This is a genomic window from Rhizobium sp. 25PS6 (genome assembly GCF_032464655.1).
Lineage (GTDB): Bacteria > Pseudomonadota > Alphaproteobacteria > Rhizobiales > Rhizobiaceae > Rhizobium > Rhizobium laguerreae.
Genome location: NZ_JAWDIV010000011.1, coordinates 202,594 through 219,017, shown reverse-complemented (window position 1 = coordinate 219,017; position 16,424 = coordinate 202,594). Strand labels below are relative to the sequence as shown.

12 protein-coding genes are annotated in these 16,424 nt (G+C 61.9%); 8 read left to right on the top strand and 4 right to left on the bottom strand.

The features are described 5' to 3' along the window. Positions 1-78: 78 nt before the first annotated feature. The gene (locus tag RWK44_RS17910; RefSeq protein ID WP_131664916.1) at positions 79-2,472 is read right to left on the bottom strand and encodes a putative bifunctional diguanylate cyclase/phosphodiesterase; all 2,394 of its coding nucleotides are present in this window, start codon (positions 2,470-2,472) and stop codon (positions 79-81) included. Positions 2,473-2,575: 103 nt separating this feature from the next. Here RWK44_RS17910 and RWK44_RS17905 point away from each other — a divergent pair, with 103 nt between their 5' ends. Next, complete coding sequence (locus RWK44_RS17905) at positions 2,576-3,382, top strand: transporter substrate-binding domain-containing protein (RefSeq protein ID WP_017958175.1); 807 nt, start codon at positions 2,576-2,578, stop codon at positions 3,380-3,382. Positions 3,383-3,513: 131 nt separating this feature from the next. On the opposite strand, the gene fdhA is transcribed toward RWK44_RS17905, so the two are convergent. Then, positions 3,514-4,704, bottom strand: a complete 1,191-nt coding sequence (gene fdhA / locus RWK44_RS17900) for a formaldehyde dehydrogenase, glutathione-independent (RefSeq protein ID WP_072642246.1) — start codon at positions 4,702-4,704, stop codon at positions 3,514-3,516. 599 nt (positions 4,705-5,303) lie between these two features. Continuing rightward, entirely contained in the window at positions 5,304-6,209 is a 906-nt protein-coding gene (locus RWK44_RS17895; RefSeq protein WP_316029197.1) for a DMT family transporter, read from the bottom strand. Positions 6,210-6,322: 113 nt separating this feature from the next. Here RWK44_RS17895 and RWK44_RS17890 point away from each other — a divergent pair, with 113 nt between their 5' ends. After that, on the top strand, positions 6,323-7,198 hold the full coding sequence (locus RWK44_RS17890) for a LysR substrate-binding domain-containing protein (RefSeq protein ID WP_025398309.1): 876 nt from the start codon (positions 6,323-6,325) through the stop codon (positions 7,196-7,198). On the opposite strand, the gene RWK44_RS17885 is transcribed toward RWK44_RS17890, so the two are convergent. Further along, positions 7,173-8,171: a GlxA family transcriptional regulator gene (locus tag RWK44_RS17885; RefSeq protein ID WP_131664818.1), complete on the bottom strand. Its 999-nt coding sequence runs from the start codon at positions 8,169-8,171 to the stop codon at positions 7,173-7,175. The genes RWK44_RS17890 and RWK44_RS17885 overlap by 26 nt on opposite strands. A 100-nt stretch (positions 8,172-8,271) precedes the next feature. Between RWK44_RS17885 and RWK44_RS17880 the strand changes: the two genes are divergently transcribed. The 6 genes from RWK44_RS17880 to RWK44_RS17855 all read left to right on the top strand — a co-directional run bounded on the left by RWK44_RS17880 (position 8,272) and on the right by RWK44_RS17855 (position 16,408). Then, the gene (locus RWK44_RS17880; protein WP_025398307.1) at positions 8,272-9,174 is read left to right on the top strand and encodes a 3-keto-5-aminohexanoate cleavage protein; all 903 of its coding nucleotides are present in this window, start codon (positions 8,272-8,274) and stop codon (positions 9,172-9,174) included. 7 nt (positions 9,175-9,181) lie between these two features. Beyond that, positions 9,182-10,672: a carnitine 3-dehydrogenase gene (locus tag RWK44_RS17875; RefSeq protein ID WP_168256888.1), complete on the top strand. Its 1,491-nt coding sequence runs from the start codon at positions 9,182-9,184 to the stop codon at positions 10,670-10,672. A gap of 10 nt (positions 10,673-10,682) precedes the next feature. After that, a complete protein-coding gene (locus RWK44_RS17870; protein WP_025398305.1) occupies positions 10,683-11,852 on the top strand; it encodes an acyl-CoA dehydrogenase family protein in 1,170 nt (389 codons plus the stop codon). A 4-nt stretch (positions 11,853-11,856) separates the two neighbouring features. After that, complete coding sequence (locus tag RWK44_RS17865) at positions 11,857-13,911, top strand: acetate--CoA ligase family protein (protein ID WP_025398304.1); 2,055 nt, start codon at positions 11,857-11,859, stop codon at positions 13,909-13,911. 6 nt (positions 13,912-13,917) lie between these two features. Then, a complete protein-coding gene (locus RWK44_RS17860; RefSeq protein ID WP_131664821.1) occupies positions 13,918-14,700 on the top strand; it encodes a carnitinyl-CoA dehydratase in 783 nt (260 codons plus the stop codon). 118 nt (positions 14,701-14,818) lie between these two features. After that, positions 14,819-16,408, top strand: a complete 1,590-nt coding sequence (locus RWK44_RS17855) for an ABC transporter substrate-binding protein (protein WP_168282292.1) — start codon at positions 14,819-14,821, stop codon at positions 16,406-16,408. Positions 16,409-16,424 lie beyond the last annotated feature (16 nt).

Sequence of the window (16,424 nt, the reverse complement as noted above, 5' to 3'; positions counted from 1 at the left end):
ATCCTCCATCCGCTCTTCGGGGCGTCAACTGTCGCACGGGGCGAAAGTTCCCCTGACCAGCGGAAGATCAGAAGTCCCTTACGCGACGGCGCCTGGAGCAATCGTCAACAATCCGGCGGTGCTCCCAGCTTTCCGGAAGCAGTCAAGTTCGTGCAGAGGAACCGGTTTGGAGAAGAAGTAGCCTTGGAGGTCGGTGCAGCCAAGGGCGGCCAGAAAGTCGCGTTGATATTCGGTTTCGACCCCTTCAGCCGTCGTCGAGATACCGAGATTGCGGCTGAGCGCGACGATGGCGCCGATGATTGCCGCCCCGTTTGCTTTCGTGCCGAGCTGCGAGACGAATGAACGATCGATCTTGATGCGGTCGATATCGAAACGCACCAGGTGGCTGAGGCATGAATAGCCGGTTCCGAAATCATCCAGCGAAACCTGAACACCCCGACTGCGCAGTGACTTCAGCACCGTATAAACGTCCGAATTATCCTCGATGAGCGAGGATTCGGTAAGCTCGAGCTCGAGCCGGGACGGCTGCAGGCCGCTCTCCTCAAGAACGGCGAAGACTTCCTCGGCGAAATGTGGCCTTCTCAGCTGGGCAGGAGACACGTTGACCGCAACGAACGTGTCTTCCGGCCATTCGCAGGCGGCTCTGCAGGCTTCGCGCAGGACCCAGAAACCGAGAGCGTCGATGAGCCCGCCCTCCTCGGCGACAGGGATGAAGCTGGCAGGCGTCAACAGTCCGCGCTGACTGTGACGCCAGCGCACGAGTGCCTCCGCGCCCGACGCCGCGTATCCTGCCTCAGCGCGATGGACCGTTTGGTAATAGACCTCGAGCGATCCGAAGCCCGGCCCGTTTACAATCGGATCGGATTGCGGACCGTCAGCGTCTGAGGCGGTGCCTTTGGCCAGAACTTCGCGCAATTCGTTCTTGAGAATGTCGCGCGCATTCCTGCCGCCGTCCATGGACGGTGAATAAAGACGCCACTGGCCTCTGCCGCCCATCTTTGCCTCGTACAGCGCGACGTCGGCGTAGCGCATGATGTCATCGGCATTCCGCCCGGCGTCCGGCACGACGGTCACGCCGATGGAGCCGCCGACGCGCGCGACCGCCTCGCCCCTTAAAAGCGGGAAGGGCTTGCCAAGTTCGGCAACGATCGCTTCGCATATTGCCGGCAACACGTGGTCATGATCTTTGATGTCCCGGAGAAGCAGGGCGAATTCGTCGCCTCCAAGCCGGGCCAGCGTGTCGCCCGGACGAAGCAAGGAGCGGATCCGCTCCGCGGCCATCCTGATGAGTTCATCGCCGGCGGCGTGGCCGAATGTGTCGTTCACGGCTTTGAAGCGGTCGAGGTCGAGAAGTGCCACTGCCGAGCGCTCGGTCGAATTCTGCGTCTCGGCCAGGCACTCGTCGAACCTCATCGCAAACAAAGCGCGGTTGGGAAGATCGGTCAGCACATCATGCAGGGCAAGCTGCCGTGCATGCAGCTCGCTTTTCCTCAACTCGCCGAGACTGCTTCGCAGGCGCACCAGCAAGACCGAGAACAGGATCGCGATCACCAAGGCGGCAACTGAAAGCGCCGGCATCAATCGGCCGATCACCCTCGAACCTGGAAGATCGGGCCGCCATACGATGAAGCCGATCGGTTCGCCGTTTGCCGTGGCGTCGATCTGGAACGCAACCTCGTTTTCGTCTGCATCGGCCGTGCGCGCGAAGCGGGCGCCGTTAAGGCCCTGTTCCCGGCTCAATTCATCCAACGCCGCACCATCGATAAATCGCACGACGATCAGGAATTGCCGCATCGGCTGCTGCTGTCCCCCGGCAACCTCGTTAATGGCGACGGCGCCCACGATCGTCGGCCGGCCCTCCAGCCGCATCAGGTTGGCCAAAGCACGGTTGGAACGGGCGGCGCTTGCAAGGCGGGCTTCCATTGAGGACGGCGTTCGTTCGTTCAAAGCCGTGCTTCGCCTGACCCCAAGACGGGCATCCTTAAGGAGAGGCAAAAAGAGAGGCTTCATCCAGCGGTATCGCTTCTCCGTTTGAGCGTCCGCCAGCATGAGCAGTTGAGCCTTGCCATCGACGACAAAGGCCTGATCGTAGCCGAAGGCAGACATCGCCGTCTGGCTGATCGCACTCCCGGCTGCCGCCGTCAAAACGGCATCGAGGCTGGAGGAGCCTTCGGTCGCCAGGGCGGCAGGATAAACACGTGCGAGGTAACCATTGCCGAACTGCCCGATAACATGTGCGACTTGATCGACCTGTTCCCGCAGGCGGGCATTCACAAGCTGGCGCTGTCGATCAAGGGCGGCAGCGTCGCTCTCGGTTCCTGCCCAGAGCGCCGATAGCACGACGAGTCCGATCGCTCCAAGCCCGCTGACGGCAATCAGAAACAGAATTCTTCCCGAAGCGATCCAGGATTGCTGAAACGTGTTGGAGCTGGAAGGAAGAACGATGTGCAAGCGTAGACCCCTGAACACCACGACATGGGCGCATTCGTCGACGCTAACAAAGAAGCGTTCACGTAGAATTAAAGGCTGCGGCGCACTATGGGCGAGATTGAATACGCCCAAGGAGTTCCCGACGATGTTGCGCATATCCATTCAGACTATACTGCGCGGAGCGCTGATGGCGGGCGGGATGGGTATCCTACTGGCTGCGACCTCGCCGCTCGAGGTGGCCGCGCAAGATCGCACTCCCATGAGAGTTGCCGTCGAAGGTGCGTTTCCACCCTTCAACTATCTCGATGCAAATAACAAGCTTCAGGGATTCGATATCGATATCGCTAACGCCCTCTGCGAGGTCGGCAAGTTCGAATGCCAATTCATCATCGAGAAGTGGGACGACATAATTCCCAATCTCGTTGCGGAAAAATACGACGCGATCATCTCATCCATGTCGATGAGCCTTGAGCGGCGTCAAAAGGTTGCCTTCTCGGAGAAATACTACAACAGCCCTTCCGTGTTCATCGCTCGGAAGGATTCGCCGATCAGCGATGTCAGCCCCGCTGGCCTCAGCGGCAAGATCCTCGGGGTGACGTCGTCGACGGCGCAGGAATCCTACGCCAACCATGTCTATCCGAAGATGAAAAAGAAGGTCTTCCGGTCTTCGCCTGAATTGTACAAGGGCTTATCGGACGGCAGCGTCGATATCATCCTGGAGGACAAACTTGCCATCTACGACTGGATCGCCAACACGAAGGCGGGAACCTGCTGCGAGTTCAAAGGGCCGGATCTGGTCGACGTCATATACTTCGGCGAAGGTGCCGGGATCGCGCTCCGCCTGGATGACAAGGAGCGTCTGACGCGCCTGAACGAAGCGCTGAAGAGCATCAAGGCGGACGGGACCTACGATATGATCAATGCAAAATATTTCCCGTTCAGCATCCAGTAGTTCGCCGGCCAATTTTCGACAACGCGGGATGGCCGGGTTTTCGCCCGGCCATCCCTATCAAGTCCTGTGTTACGCAACCCCGGACGCAAAACCGCTGCGCACTTTTGCTGGAATTGCTCTAGGTCGCATCGCTATGCGGCTTTCGCCACCTCGCCGTGCGGATCGAGGACATATTTCGTCGCCGCTCCCTGGTCGAAGCTCTCATATCCATTGGCGGCATCGTCGAGCGGGATGACCTTGGCGTTGACGATATCGGCAATTGGCAGTCGGTCGTGGAGGATCGCCTGCATGAGCTGACGATTATATTTGATCACCGGAGTCTGGCCGGTGTGGAAGGACTGTGCCTTGGCCCATCCGAGGCCGAAACGAAGCGAAAGATTGCCATGTTTGGCGGCGTTATCGACGGCGCCCGGATCCTCGGTAACGTAGAGGCCGGGAATACCGATCGAACCTGCGGCACGGGTAATCTCCATCATCTGATTGAGCACGATCGCCGGCTGTTCCCCGCCCGAGTGGCCGCGTGCCTCGAAGCCGACCGCATCGATGGCGCTGTCCACTTCGTTGCTGCCGACGACCTGCGCGATCATATCGCCAAGACGGTCGCTCTTCGACAGGTCGATCGGTTCGAAACCAACCTTCGCCGCATGCGCCAGGCGGTCCTTGTTGAAATCACCGATCATCACGACTGCAGCGCCGAGAATGCGAGCTGAAGCCGCAGCCGCAAGGCCGACCGGGCCGGCGCCGGCGACATAGACGGTCGAGCCGACCCCAACGCCTGCACGCACTGCGCCATGGAAGCCGGTGGGCAGAATGTCGGAGAGCATGGTGAGATCGCGGATCTTCGCCATCGCCTTGTCCCGATCAGGGATTTTCAGCAGGTTGAAATCTGCGTAGGGAATGGTGACGTAGCGTGCCTGTCCGCCGATCCAGCCGCCCATGTCGACATAACCGTAAGCGCCGCCGGCGCGGGCCGGGTTTACCGTCAGGCAGACACCGGTATCCTGAGACTTGCAGCAGCGGCAACGGCCGCAGGCGACATTGAAGGGCACCGAGACGATATCGCCGATGTCGAGCATCTCGACGTCGATGCCTTTCTCGATGATCTCGCCAGTGATTTCATGACCGAGGACCAGGCCCGGCATCGCTGTCGTGCGGCCGCGGACCATGTGCTGATCGGAGCCGCAGATATTGGTCGAGATCACCTTCAGGATGACGCCGTGTTCGATGCGGCGGCCGTCGGGCGCTTCCAGCTTCGGATCGTCGATGTCGCGGACTTCGACCTTGCCCGGCCGGAGATAGACGACGCCTCTATTTTTGCTCATGGATTCCTCCCACTTTGTTTGAATGCCTCGATCTGCAACCGATGCAGTCGATGGCAACCTTCCCTCCGGCCTGCCTCCTCTGCAGCCCGGTGTTCACAATACGAGGATACCGCCGCACCGGGCGATATTTGGATTTGGCAAAAGGGACAGATTGAATGGAGAAGAGGAGCAAACGCCATGGCTTTCGCCCTTCGTTCCGCTCGTGATCGTCTGCCTGCAATCCGTCGATTTGTTGTGACAAGAGCTGGTTTCCGGCTCCAGAATCTCCTTTCGATCCATCTCGATATCTTTCCGGATGTCTGTCCGGCGATTTCCTTGAGGATGTCAGTTCTTCTACCGCTGCGGGGAGGCCGGCGCGTCAGGCCGGCTTCCCAATGGTCCATTTCGCCAGTTTGCGAGGTAGCGCCTTGAACACCCCAAACAAACCACGCTTGACGCAAAACAGCGATCAAAAAAACGACATGGGCGCGACCCAAAGACGACAGTCGGCAAAGTCGCAATAGCTCGCTGCGCAGGGGAAATAATTGATCCCGCGAATGCGGCGGTTTTCCAGATCGCCCGGGAAGATTTGATTGCGGCCTGCGTTGAGGATGAGAGGTTTACGCGCGATGCGGCCGGCGGCTGCGGTTGACGTCGATGGCTGTGTGCCAGAGCACGGCGCCAAGGATGATCGCACCGCCGAAAAAGGTCGCAACGGGCGGCTGCTCGGAAAACAACAACCAGACCCAGAAGGGTGTGAGCACGATTTCCATCGTGCCGATCAGCGCCGCCTCCGCCGGCGGCATTCGCTTCGCTCCGGCAAGGAAGAGCACCAGCGCGAGAGAGAAATTGGTCGCGCCGAAAGCAGCAAGGACGATCCAGTTGTGGAGGTCGAGCGAGCCGACCGAACCGAACGGAGCAAAGATAGCCAGCGTCAGGAAGGCGCTGACCACGGTCGGCGGCAGGCTCGGCACATCAGGACTGACGCGCGGAATGATGATGACGAGCGCGAAGGACGCCGTCATGCCGAGCGCCAGCAGGTCGCCCCAACCGGTACCGCCGCCGATCGACGAGGCGACGATGACCGCAACGCCGAGGAGCGAGATGCCGCCTGCAATCAGCGTCCGCCTGGAGACCCTCTCCCGGAGGATGACCCAGCCGAGCAACGCTGCGATGAAAGGCGCGGTCGCATAGATCATCGTCACATTGGCGACGGTGGTCATGTAGAGCGCCCCGATGAAGCATACCTGACTGAAGGTCTGGCATGCGATCATAGCAAGACCGGACGGATGGAAGACGGATCGCCATTGCTGCCGTGACATGCCCCCTTCGAGGAAAAAGCAGGGGATCAGCAGAAACAGGCCGCCGAACAACGACCGCCACGCGATCGCCGTCCATACGTCGGTCGTCAGGAGCCGCGAATAGACGCCGCTCGCGCTCCAGGCAAGCGTCGCGGCAATGATGAGAAGCACACCCTTCTCGTGCTCGCTGCCTGCGAGGCGTCTGGCCGGATTTTCAATGGTCACGCAGATATTCTCAAAGAAGGAAGTCGAACGCGGCTCCTTTTTGCACCAGGAATTGACATCGGACAAACGAATAGTAGAGATGACTACCATCGATTTTTTCTATGGCTATTCCGATGCACGAGCCGATTGAGAGCGACCTGCTGAGAACCTTCCTGGTCGTTGCCGAGACATCCAATTTCTCCGCCGCCGCGCAGCGCATCGGGCGGACGCAGTCGGCCGTCAGCACCCAGATTAAGAGGCTCGAGCAGACGATCGGCGAAACGCTTTTCGATCGCGGCGCCCGCGGCGTGCTGCTCACGCGCCCGGGCATCCAACTCGTGCCCTACGCCCGCAGGATCATCGACCTCTTGAACGAGGCGGCTGCGACGATTCGCAGCAAGCCGCTGGATGGACCGGTACGCATCGGAATTCCCGAGGAATACAGCCAGACGGTGCTGCCGGCGGCCCTTGCGGCTTTCGCCGTCCGCCACCCGGCCGTCGAGGTCACTGTGTCCTGCGACTACACGGTCCGCAACCTGGCCGCCCTCGAGCGGGACGAGCTCGATCTGGCCGTCGTTTTTGACTGGAGCGACGAGACCAAAGGCGAGGTCATCTGCATTGATCCCACGGTCTGGGTCACATCGATGGTCCATCGGCTGCACGATATCGATCCCCTGCCGATTGCGATCTATCGCAATTCCACCTGGTGCCGCGATTTTGCGCTCCGGTCGCTGGAGCAGACCGGCCGCAACTACCGGATCGCCTTTATCGCCGATACGGGCTCGGGGTTGAAGAATGCCGTCATCGCCGGTCTTGCCGTCACCACGCTTTCCCGCAGCAACATCCCGCCCGGCTGCCGGGAACTCACCGCCGAAGATGGTTTCCCGCCGGTCGATTCCTCCAAGGTCGTGCTGCGCCGAAGCACCTATCGTTCCAGCGAAGCCGTCCGGGAACTAGCTGAAATGATACGGGACGCGTTCCAGCCTATCCCAGCACCTGCGATGACGTGATGCGGCGGCGCAAGCGGCGGCGGGTCTCGGACGGGCTCTCCGAAAAATTCGCCCTATAGCTTCTCGCAAAGGCTGAGGCCGAGTTGAAGCCGGTCGCCGCCGCGATGTCGGCGAAGGAGGCCGTCGTCTCGATCACCTTGCGGCGGGCCGCATTCAAGCGCAGCGCGAGATAATGCACATGCGGCGGCGCGCCGATACTCTGCTGGAAGAGATCCTGCAGATGCCGGGCGCTGATGCCCACCCTGCGGGCGAGCCGCGTGAGAATCAGAGGCTGCTCGATATGCTCCTCCATTAGTCGCACCGCTTGCGCAACACGGGGATCGTGCATGCGCAGTCCGGCCGAGGCTGCGGAAAGAGGCTCATCGGTATGGAAGGACGGCTGCTCGTAACGGAATAGCCGGCTGACCTCGAGCGCCAGCGAATAGCCTTGCCGTTGCCGGATCACCTCCAGCATCAGGTCGACGGTCGGAAGCGAACCCGAGGTCGTCAGGCGCTTGCCGTCGATGACGAAGCGATCCTTGACGGCCTGTACCTCAGGATAGGTCAGCGCAAAATCCTCATAGTCTTCCCAGTGGACGGTGGCCTGCAACCCGTCGAGCAGGCTGGCTTCGGCCAGCAGCCATGTGCCGGACTCGATGCCGGCAATCACCGTGCGATAGCGGGCAGCCTGGGAGAGCTGCATCTTCAGCGCCGGGGTCGCGCTGCGCCGCCAGTTGTAACTGGCCAGCACAAACAGCGGCGCATCCTCGGTCGTCGCCTTGAAAGCGCCTCGCGCGGGCACGGCGATATTGCTGGTGGTCAGGACCGGCGCTCCGTCCGGCGTCAGCAGCCGCCAGCGATAGAGCTCGCTGCCGGAAATGCGGTTGGCGCCGCGCAACGGCTCGATGACCGAGGCGATCAGGATCAGGTTCGCATCCGGCAGGACGAGAAGGTCGATATCGAGCCGTTCCGTCGATCGCTGCAGCAAGATCACCTCCCTTGAGTTCCGATAATGTATCAATTACTTCCGAGATTGCAACGCATCGCCGTCCATCCTGTCGCGTAATGCGGACAAGACGAGGGAGAACAAAAACATGCCTCTTGCGATGAACCGCGATGTTTTCATCACCTGTGCCGTCACCGGCGCCGGGGATACGGTTTCCAGATCCACCCACGTGCCGATCACTCCCAAGCAGATCGCCGATTCCGCCATTGACGCGGCAAAGGCCGGTGCTGCGGTCGTTCACTGCCATGTCCGCGACCCGGAAACGGGTGCTGCCAGCCGCCGCAACGATCTCTACAGGGAGGTCACCGACCGTATCCGCTCGGCCGATGTCGACGTCGTCCTCAATCTCACCGCCGGCATGGGCGGGGACCTGATCTTCGGGGATGTCGAAACCCCTCTTCCCCTCAATCCCAAGGGCACGGATATGGCGGGCGCCACCGAGCGCGTCAGCCATGTCGCCGAATGCCTGCCTGAGATCTGCACGCTCGACTGCGGCACGATGAACTTCAACCTCGGCGACTATGTCATGACCAACACGCCGGCCATGCTGCGGGCCATGGCGAAGAAGATGACCGATCTTGGCGTGCGCCCGGAGATCGAGGCCTTCGATACCGGCCACCTCTGGTTTGCCAAGCAGCTTGCCGAGGAAGGCCTGATCGAAGACCCGGTGCTGATCCAGCTCTGCATGGGCATTCCATGGGGTGCGCCCGACGATCTCAACACTTTCATGGCGATGGTCAACAACGTGCCCGCGAGTTGGACCTTCTCGGCCTTTTCGATCGGCCGCAACGCCATGGCCTATCCGGCGGCAGCCGTTCTCGCCGGCGGCAACGTGCGCGTCGGCCTGGAGGACAATCTCTTTGTCGGCAAGGGCCAGCTCGCCACCAATGCTGAGCTCGTCGAAAAGGCCGTGCAGGTGGTCGAGGGCATGGGTGCCCGGATCATCGGTCCGGAAGACGTTCGCAAGAAACTCAAACTGACGAAGCGCTGAGGACGGCATGACTGGGATCAACAAGGCGGCTTGTATCGGCGGCGGCGTCATTGGCGGCGGATGGATCGCGCGTTTTCTGCTGGCCGGCATCGACGTCAACGTATTCGATCCGCATCCGGAAGCGAGCCGCATTGTCGGCGAAGTGCTCGCCAACGCCGAAAAAGCCTATGCCATGCTGACCGGAACACCCCTGCCGCCGCGCGGTAGGCTGACCTTCTGCACGACGCTCGAGGAAGCCGTCGCCGGCGCCGACTGGATTCAGGAAAGCGTGCCGGAAAGGCTCGACCTCAAGCGCGGCGTCCTGACTGAGATCGATGCTGTGGCGCGCCCGGACGCCCTGATCGGCTCTTCCACGTCAGGCCTGCTGCCGACCGATCTGCAGCGCGACATGAAGCATCCCCAGCGCCTCTTCGTCGCTCACCCCTATAATCCCGTCTATCTGCTGCCGCTCGTCGAAATCGTCGGTGGCGAAAAAACCTCGGCGGCGACCATCCAGGCGGCGATGGAAAGACTGGCGCCGATCGGCATGAAGGGCGTCCACATCGCCAAGGAGATCGAGGCCTTCGTCGGCGACCGGCTGCTCGAAGCGCTCTGGCGCGAGGCCTTGTGGCTCATCCACGACGATATCTGCACCGTCGAGACGCTTGATGACGTCATCCGCTACTCTTTCGGTCTGCGCTGGGCGCAGATGGGCCTGTTCCAGACCTACCGCATTGCCGGCGGCGAGGCCGGCATGCGCCACTTCCTCGCCCAGTTCGGTCCATGCCTCGCCTGGCCCTGGACCAAGCTCACCGATGTCGTCGATCTCGATGATGCGCTGATCGAAAAGATCGGCCGGCAATCCGATGAACAGGCGGCCGGCCTGTCAATCCGCGAGCTCGAACGTATCCGCGACGAAAACCTCGTCGGCATCCTGCAGGCCCTCAAGGGCGGCGATGGCGGCAAGGGCTGGGGCGCCGGCAAGCTGTTGAAGGACTTCGAGCAATCGCTCTGGGCGCAAGGCGGCGGCGCGACCACATCTTTCGACCCGTCGAAGCCGCTGAGGCTCGTCGAGACGAAGGTCGGTCCCGCCTGGGTCGACTATAACGGCCATATGACCGAGCACCGCTACCTGCAGGTTTTCGGGGATACCTCAGATGCATTGCTGCGCCTCATCGGCGTTGATCTTGCGTATGTCGAGACAGGGCGGAGCTATTACACAGTGGAAACCCACATCCGCCATCTCGGCGAGGCGAAGCTTGGCCAGACTATCCATTCGACCTGCCAGATCCTTGGTGTCGACGAGAAGCGGCTGCATGTCTTCCACACCCTGTATGACACGGGGGCGGGCGAGGTTCTCGCAACCGCCGAGCACATGTTGCTGCATGTCGACAGCAAGGCCGGCAAGGCCACGCCGGCGCCGGCCGTCATTCTCGACAAGGTCAAGGCGATTGTCGAAGCGCATGCGAATTTGGTCGCGCCTGAAGGCGTCGGTCGTCACGTCGGCCAGAAGCGGTAGGAGGATCGGCATGGATTTCGGACTGAGCGAAGAACAGGAAATGATCGTCGAGACGGTCCGCGCCTTCGTGGAAACCGAGATCTATCCACATGAGAACGAGGTCGAGCGCAGCGGTATCGTCCCGCCGGAGCTTGGAGACGAGATCCGGCGCAAATGCATCGATCTCGGCTTCTATGCCTGCAATTTTCCGGAAGAGGTCGGCGGCGCCGGCCTCGACCATGTCACCTTCACGCTGGTCGAGCGGGAGCTCGGACGCGGCTCCCTGGGACTGACCGTTTTCTTCGGTCGGCCCTCCGGCATCCTCATGGCATGCGAGGGTGAGCAGCGCGAGCGCTATCTCCTGCCTGCGGTGCGGGGTGAGAAGATCGATGCGCTTGCGATTACCGAGCCGGACGCCGGTTCGGATATGCGCGGCATGAAATGCGCCGCCCGCCGCGACGGCAGCGCCGGCAGCGACTTCGTGCTGAACGGCACGAAACATTTCATTTCGCATGCCGATGTCGCCGATTTCGTCATCGTCTTTGCCGCGACGGGCGAGGAGGAGACACCGAAGGGCATCAAGAAGAAGATCACCGCCTTCTTCGTGGATCGCGGCACGCCGGGCTTCGAAATCCTCAAAGGCTACGATTCCGTTTCGCATCGCGGCTACCATAACTGCACCCTCAGCTTCGAAGATTGCCGCATTCCCGCAAGCCAGGTGCTGGGCGAAGTGCACCGCGGCTTCGATATCGCCAACCAATGGCTCTACGGCACGCGGTTGACAGTTGCCGCTACCTGCGTCGGCCGGGCGCGGCGCGTCTTCGACCTGGCTCTGCCCTATGCCGCCGAGCGCAAGCAGTTCGGCAAGCCGATCGGCGCCAATCAGGGCGTGTCGTTCAAGCTCGCCGACATGATCACCGAGATCGACGCGGCCGACTGGCTGACCCTTGCCGCCGCCTGGCAGGTCGATGCCGGCCGCCCCGCAGACCGGCAGATCGCCTCGGCTAAGCTCTACGCGTCGGAAATGCTGGCCCGCGTGACTGACGAAGCGATCCAGATCTTTGGCGGCATGGGACTGATGGACGACCTGCCGCTCGCCCGCTTCTGGCGCGACGCGCGCGTCGAGCGCATCTGGGACGGCACCTCTGAAATCCAGCGGCATATCATCAGCCGCGACCTGCTTAGACCCTTGGGAGCATGAGCCGATGACGCCTCGCTCGCTCGACCGCCTGCTCAGACCGCAAACGATCGCCGTCTTCGGCGGCCGCGAGGCGCGTAGGGTGATTGAGCAGTGCGACCGTATGGGTTTTGCCGGCGAGATCTGGCCAGTCCATCCGAAGCTTGACGAGGTTCTCGGGCGGCCTTGCTATCGCTCCGTCTCCGACCTGCCTTCGGCGCCGGACGCCGCCTTCGTCGGCGTCAACAGGACGCTGACCGTCGAAATCATCCGCAGCCTCGCTGAGGCCGGTGCCAGCGGGGCGGTCTGTTATGCATCGGGCTTCAGCGAGGCGACGAGTGAACTCGGCGACGGCGCCGAACTGCAGCAGGCCCTTTTGGCGGCTGCCGGCGACATGCCGATCCTCGGGCCGAATTGCTACGGCTTCATCAACGGTCTCGACGGCGCGCTGCTGTGGCCTGATCAGCATGGGATGCAGCGTATCGAACGTGGCGTCGCGATCCTCACGCAGTCCTCCAATATCGCCATCAACCTGACCATGCAGACCCGCGGCCTGCCGATCGCCTATGTGGTCACCGCAGGCAATCAGGCGCAGACATCGCTTGCCGATGTCGCCTGCGCATTGATCGACGATCCGCGCGTCACGGCGCTCGGCCTTCATGTCGAGGGCTTCGGGGATCTCTCGGCGCTCGAACGCCTGGCCGCCCTTGCCCGGCGGTCGAGGAAGCCAGTGGTCGTGCTGAAGGTCGGCAGGTCCGAACAGGCAAAACGCGCGGCGGTGTCGCATACCGCCTCGCTTGCCGGCAGCGATGCCGTCGCCGATGCCGTGCTCACCCGCCTCGGCATCGGCCGTGTCCAGAACTTGCCGGGGCTCTTGGAAACCCTGAAGCTGCTGCATGTCGCCGGACCGCTCGCCAGCCATGCGATCTCGTCGATGAGCTGTTCCGGGGGCGAGGCATCGCTGATGGCGGATGCCGCCGTCGGTCGCAATGTGGAATTCCCGGCGCTGCAGCCGCAACAATTGCCCCAGCTGCGGCGGCTCCTCGGCGAGATGGTGACGCTTTCCAATCCGCTCGATTACCACACCTTCGTCTGGGGTGATCTCGCACGCCAGACCGAAGCCTTCAGCGCCATGTTCGACGGCGGCTATGCCCTCAATCTCGTTGTCCTCGACTTCCCCCGCAGTGACCGCTGCGATGCGTCCGAATGGGCGATGACGGCAGACGCGGTGATTGCGGCTGCTGTCGCAACCGGTGCGCTGGCCGGCCTTCTGGCAACCCTTCCGGAAAACATGCCGGAGCCGATCGCCGATCGGCTGATGGCAAATGGCATCATTGCCTTCTGCGGCATCGACGAAACCATCACGGCTGCGGAAGTCGCCGCCGGTATCGGCCAGGCGTGGGATCGCCCGCCTCCCCTGCCGCTGCTCGATGTGTCCTCTATCGATGGCGAGATCGAGACGCTGACGGAGGCCGATGCCAAGGCTGAGCTTGCCGCCTTCGGCCTTCCGGTTCCAAAGGGGCTGTTGGCCTCCTCTCCCGGGCAAGCGGCTGAGCAGGCCGAGCGGCTCGGTTTTCCCGTCGTGCTGAAAGCGCTCGGCATTGCCCACAAGACCGAGGCCGGGGCCGTCGCGCTCAACCTGGAGGATGTTGAAGCTGTGTCTAATGCGGCGGCGGCCATGCCGCCGAATGCCGGTTTTCTGGTCGAGAGGATGATCGATCCGCCGGTCGCCGAGCTCATTGTCGGCGCCATCCGCGACCCTGTCTTCGGATTGTCGCTCACGCTTGGAGCGGGCGGAATCTTCGTTGAATTGCTTGACGATTCCATCATCTTGCCCCTTCCGGCGACGAAAACCGACATCCACGCAGCGATTTCACGTCTCAAGCTGGCGAAATTGATCTATGGCTATCGTGGTCGGCCGAGAGGCGATCTCGAGGCCGCTGTCGGCGCTGTCTCAGCAGCGGCAGATTATGTCGTAAAGAACGCGGCATGCCTGGAGGAACTGGACATTAATCCATTGATGGTTCTTCCCGAAGGGCATGGCGTTATTGCAGTCGATGCTCTGATACGGCGGAGGAGGTAGCATAGGTTGAGCGATCCCATTCGCACACGACTTGACGACGGAGTGCTCGAAGTCGTCATCGACCGGCCGAAGGCGAATGCCATCGACCTTGCGACCAGCCGTGCCCTGGGCTTGATCTTCCAAGATTTCCGCGACGATCCGGCGCTGCGCGTCGCCATCGTTACAGGCGCCGGCGAGAAGTTTTTCTGTGCCGGATGGGATCTCAAGGCGGCGGCATCAGGCGATGCGGTCGACGGAGATTACGGTGTGGGCGGCTTCGGCGGGCTGCAGGAACTGCGCGACCTCAACAAGCCGGTCATTTGTGCGGTGAACGGTATCTGTTGCGGCGGTGGACTGGAGATCGCGCTGTCGACCGACCTGATCATCGCCGCCGAGCATGCGAGTTTCGCCCTGCCGGAAATCCGCTCGGGCACGGTTGCCGATGCGGCCTCGATCAAGCTGCCGAAACGCATACCCTATCACATCGCCATGGACATGCTTTTGACGGGACGCTGGCTCGACGTTCAGGAGGCGCATCGCTGGGGTTTCGTCAACGAGATCCTATCGGCCGATCGGCTGATGGAAAGAGCCTGGGAGCTTGCCCGGCTGCTCGCGAGCGGTCCGACGCTCGTTTATGCGGCCATCAAGGAAATCGTCCGCGAGGCGGAGGGTTCGACGTTCCAGACTGCCATGAACAAGATCACCAAGCGGCAGTTTGCGACGGTCGACAGGCTCTATTCGAGCGAGGACCAATTGGAAGGCGCACGGGCTTTCGCCGAGAAGCGAAGCCCTATTTGGAAAGGAAAATAACCAGGCGGCAGCAACCGCACTGTTTTCCCGCATGATGCGGGCACCGGAGGGGGAGAGGAAACCGCCTGCGGACCAGCCCGGAAGTTCTGTCAACGCACCATAAAGAAGGAACTGGGGAATGAACGACTACACCAAATATCTCGCAAGCCGTGTCACCGCCGGCGGGCTCAGCCGCCGCGAATTCATGGGACGCGCCATGGCGGCCGGCATCACACTTGCCGTCGCCGACAAGCTCTTCACCGAAAGTGCCGAAGCCGCCGAACCGAAGCGCGGCGGCCACCTGAAGCTCGGCCTTGAAGGCGGTGCAGCCACCGATTCGAAGGACCCGGCGAAGTTCTTGTCGCAGGTCATGTTCTGCATCGGCCGCTGCTGGGGCGACATGCTGGTCGAATCCGATCCGCTGACGGGTGCCGCCGTGCCCTCACTCGCCGAATCCTGGGAGCCCTCGAAGGATGCTGTCACCTGGACCTTCAAGATCCGCAAGGGGGTCAAGTTCCACGATGGCAAGGAACTGACGATCGACGACGTCGTTGCGACGCTGAAACGTCACACCGATGCGAAGTCGGAATCCGGCGCGCTCGGTGTTCTCGGCTCGATCAAGGAGATCAAGGCCGACGGCGGCAATCTCGTGCTGACGCTCAGCGAAGGCAATGCCGACATGCCGCTGCTGCTGTCCGACTACCATCTGGTCATCCAGCCGAACGGCGGCGCCGACGATCCTCTCGCCTCGATCGGCACCGGCCCCTATAAGATGACGAGCTTCGAGCCCGGCGTCCGCGCCACCTTCGAAAAGAACAAGGACGACTGGCGCACCGACCGCGGTTATGTCGATTCGATCGAGATCATCGGCATGAATGATGCCACCGCCCGCATCGCGGCCCTGTCGTCCGGCCAGGTGCACTACATCAACCGCGTCGACCCGAAGACCGTCAATCTGCTGAAGCGCGCCCCGAACGTCGAGATTCTCTCGACCGCCGGCCGCGGCCACTACGTCTTCATCATGCATTGCGACAAGGCGCCGTTCGACAACAACGACCTGCGCCTCGCCCTCAAATACGCCATGGACCGCGAGACCATGGTGGAGAAGATCCTCGGCGGTTACGGCAAGGTCGGCAACGACTTCCCGATCAATAGCACCTATGCACTGTTTCCGGAGGGCATCGAGCAGCGCGTTTACGATCCTGACAAGGCTGCCTTCCACTACAAGAAATCGGGCCATAGCGGCTCGGTGCTCCTGCGTACCTCCGAAGTCGCCTTCCCCGGTGGTGTCGATGCGGCCGTCCTCTATCAGGAAAGCTGCAAGAAGGCCGGCATCGAGATCGAGGTCAAGCGCGAACCGGGCGACGGCTACTGGACCAATGTCTGGAACGTCCAGCCCTTCTCGACCTCCTACTGGGGTGGCCGTCCGACCCAGGACCAGATGTATTCCACCGCCTATCTCTCGACGGCGGACTGGAACGACACCAAGTTCAAGCGTCCTGACTTCGACAAGCTGCTGCTGGAGGCCCGCTCCGAACTTGATGAAGCCAAGCGCAAGGACATGTATCGCACCATGGCGATGACGGTGCGCGACGAGGGCGGGGTGATCCTGCCGATGTTCAACGACTTCGTGAACGCCTCCACCAAGCAGGTGAAGGGTTATGTCCACGACATCGGCAACGACATGTCGAACGGCTACGTCGCGACCCGCGTCTGGCTGGACGCCTGAGGGCATGGGGGCGTTT

Excerpts from the sequence above, each read along its gene's own strand:
- RWK44_RS17875 (WP_168256888.1), top strand. The coding sequence starts at position 9,182 with ATGACTGGGATCAACAAGGCGGCTTGTATCGGCGGCGGCGTCATTGGC.
- RWK44_RS17890 (WP_025398309.1), top strand. The coding sequence starts at position 6,323 with ATGCACGAGCCGATTGAGAGCGACCTGCTGAGAACCTTCCTGGTCGTT.
- RWK44_RS17905 (WP_017958175.1), top strand. The coding sequence starts at position 2,576 with ATGTTGCGCATATCCATTCAGACTATACTGCGCGGAGCGCTGATGGCG.
- RWK44_RS17880 (WP_025398307.1), top strand. The coding sequence starts at position 8,272 with ATGCCTCTTGCGATGAACCGCGATGTTTTCATCACCTGTGCCGTCACC.
- RWK44_RS17865 (WP_025398304.1), top strand. The coding sequence starts at position 11,857 with ATGACGCCTCGCTCGCTCGACCGCCTGCTCAGACCGCAAACGATCGCC.
- RWK44_RS17870 (WP_025398305.1), top strand. The coding sequence starts at position 10,683 with ATGGATTTCGGACTGAGCGAAGAACAGGAAATGATCGTCGAGACGGTC.
- fdhA (WP_072642246.1), bottom strand. The coding sequence starts at position 4,704 with ATGAGCAAAAATAGAGGCGTCGTCTATCTCCGGCCGGGCAAGGTCGAA.
- RWK44_RS17855 (WP_168282292.1), top strand. The coding sequence starts at position 14,819 with ATGAACGACTACACCAAATATCTCGCAAGCCGTGTCACCGCCGGCGGG.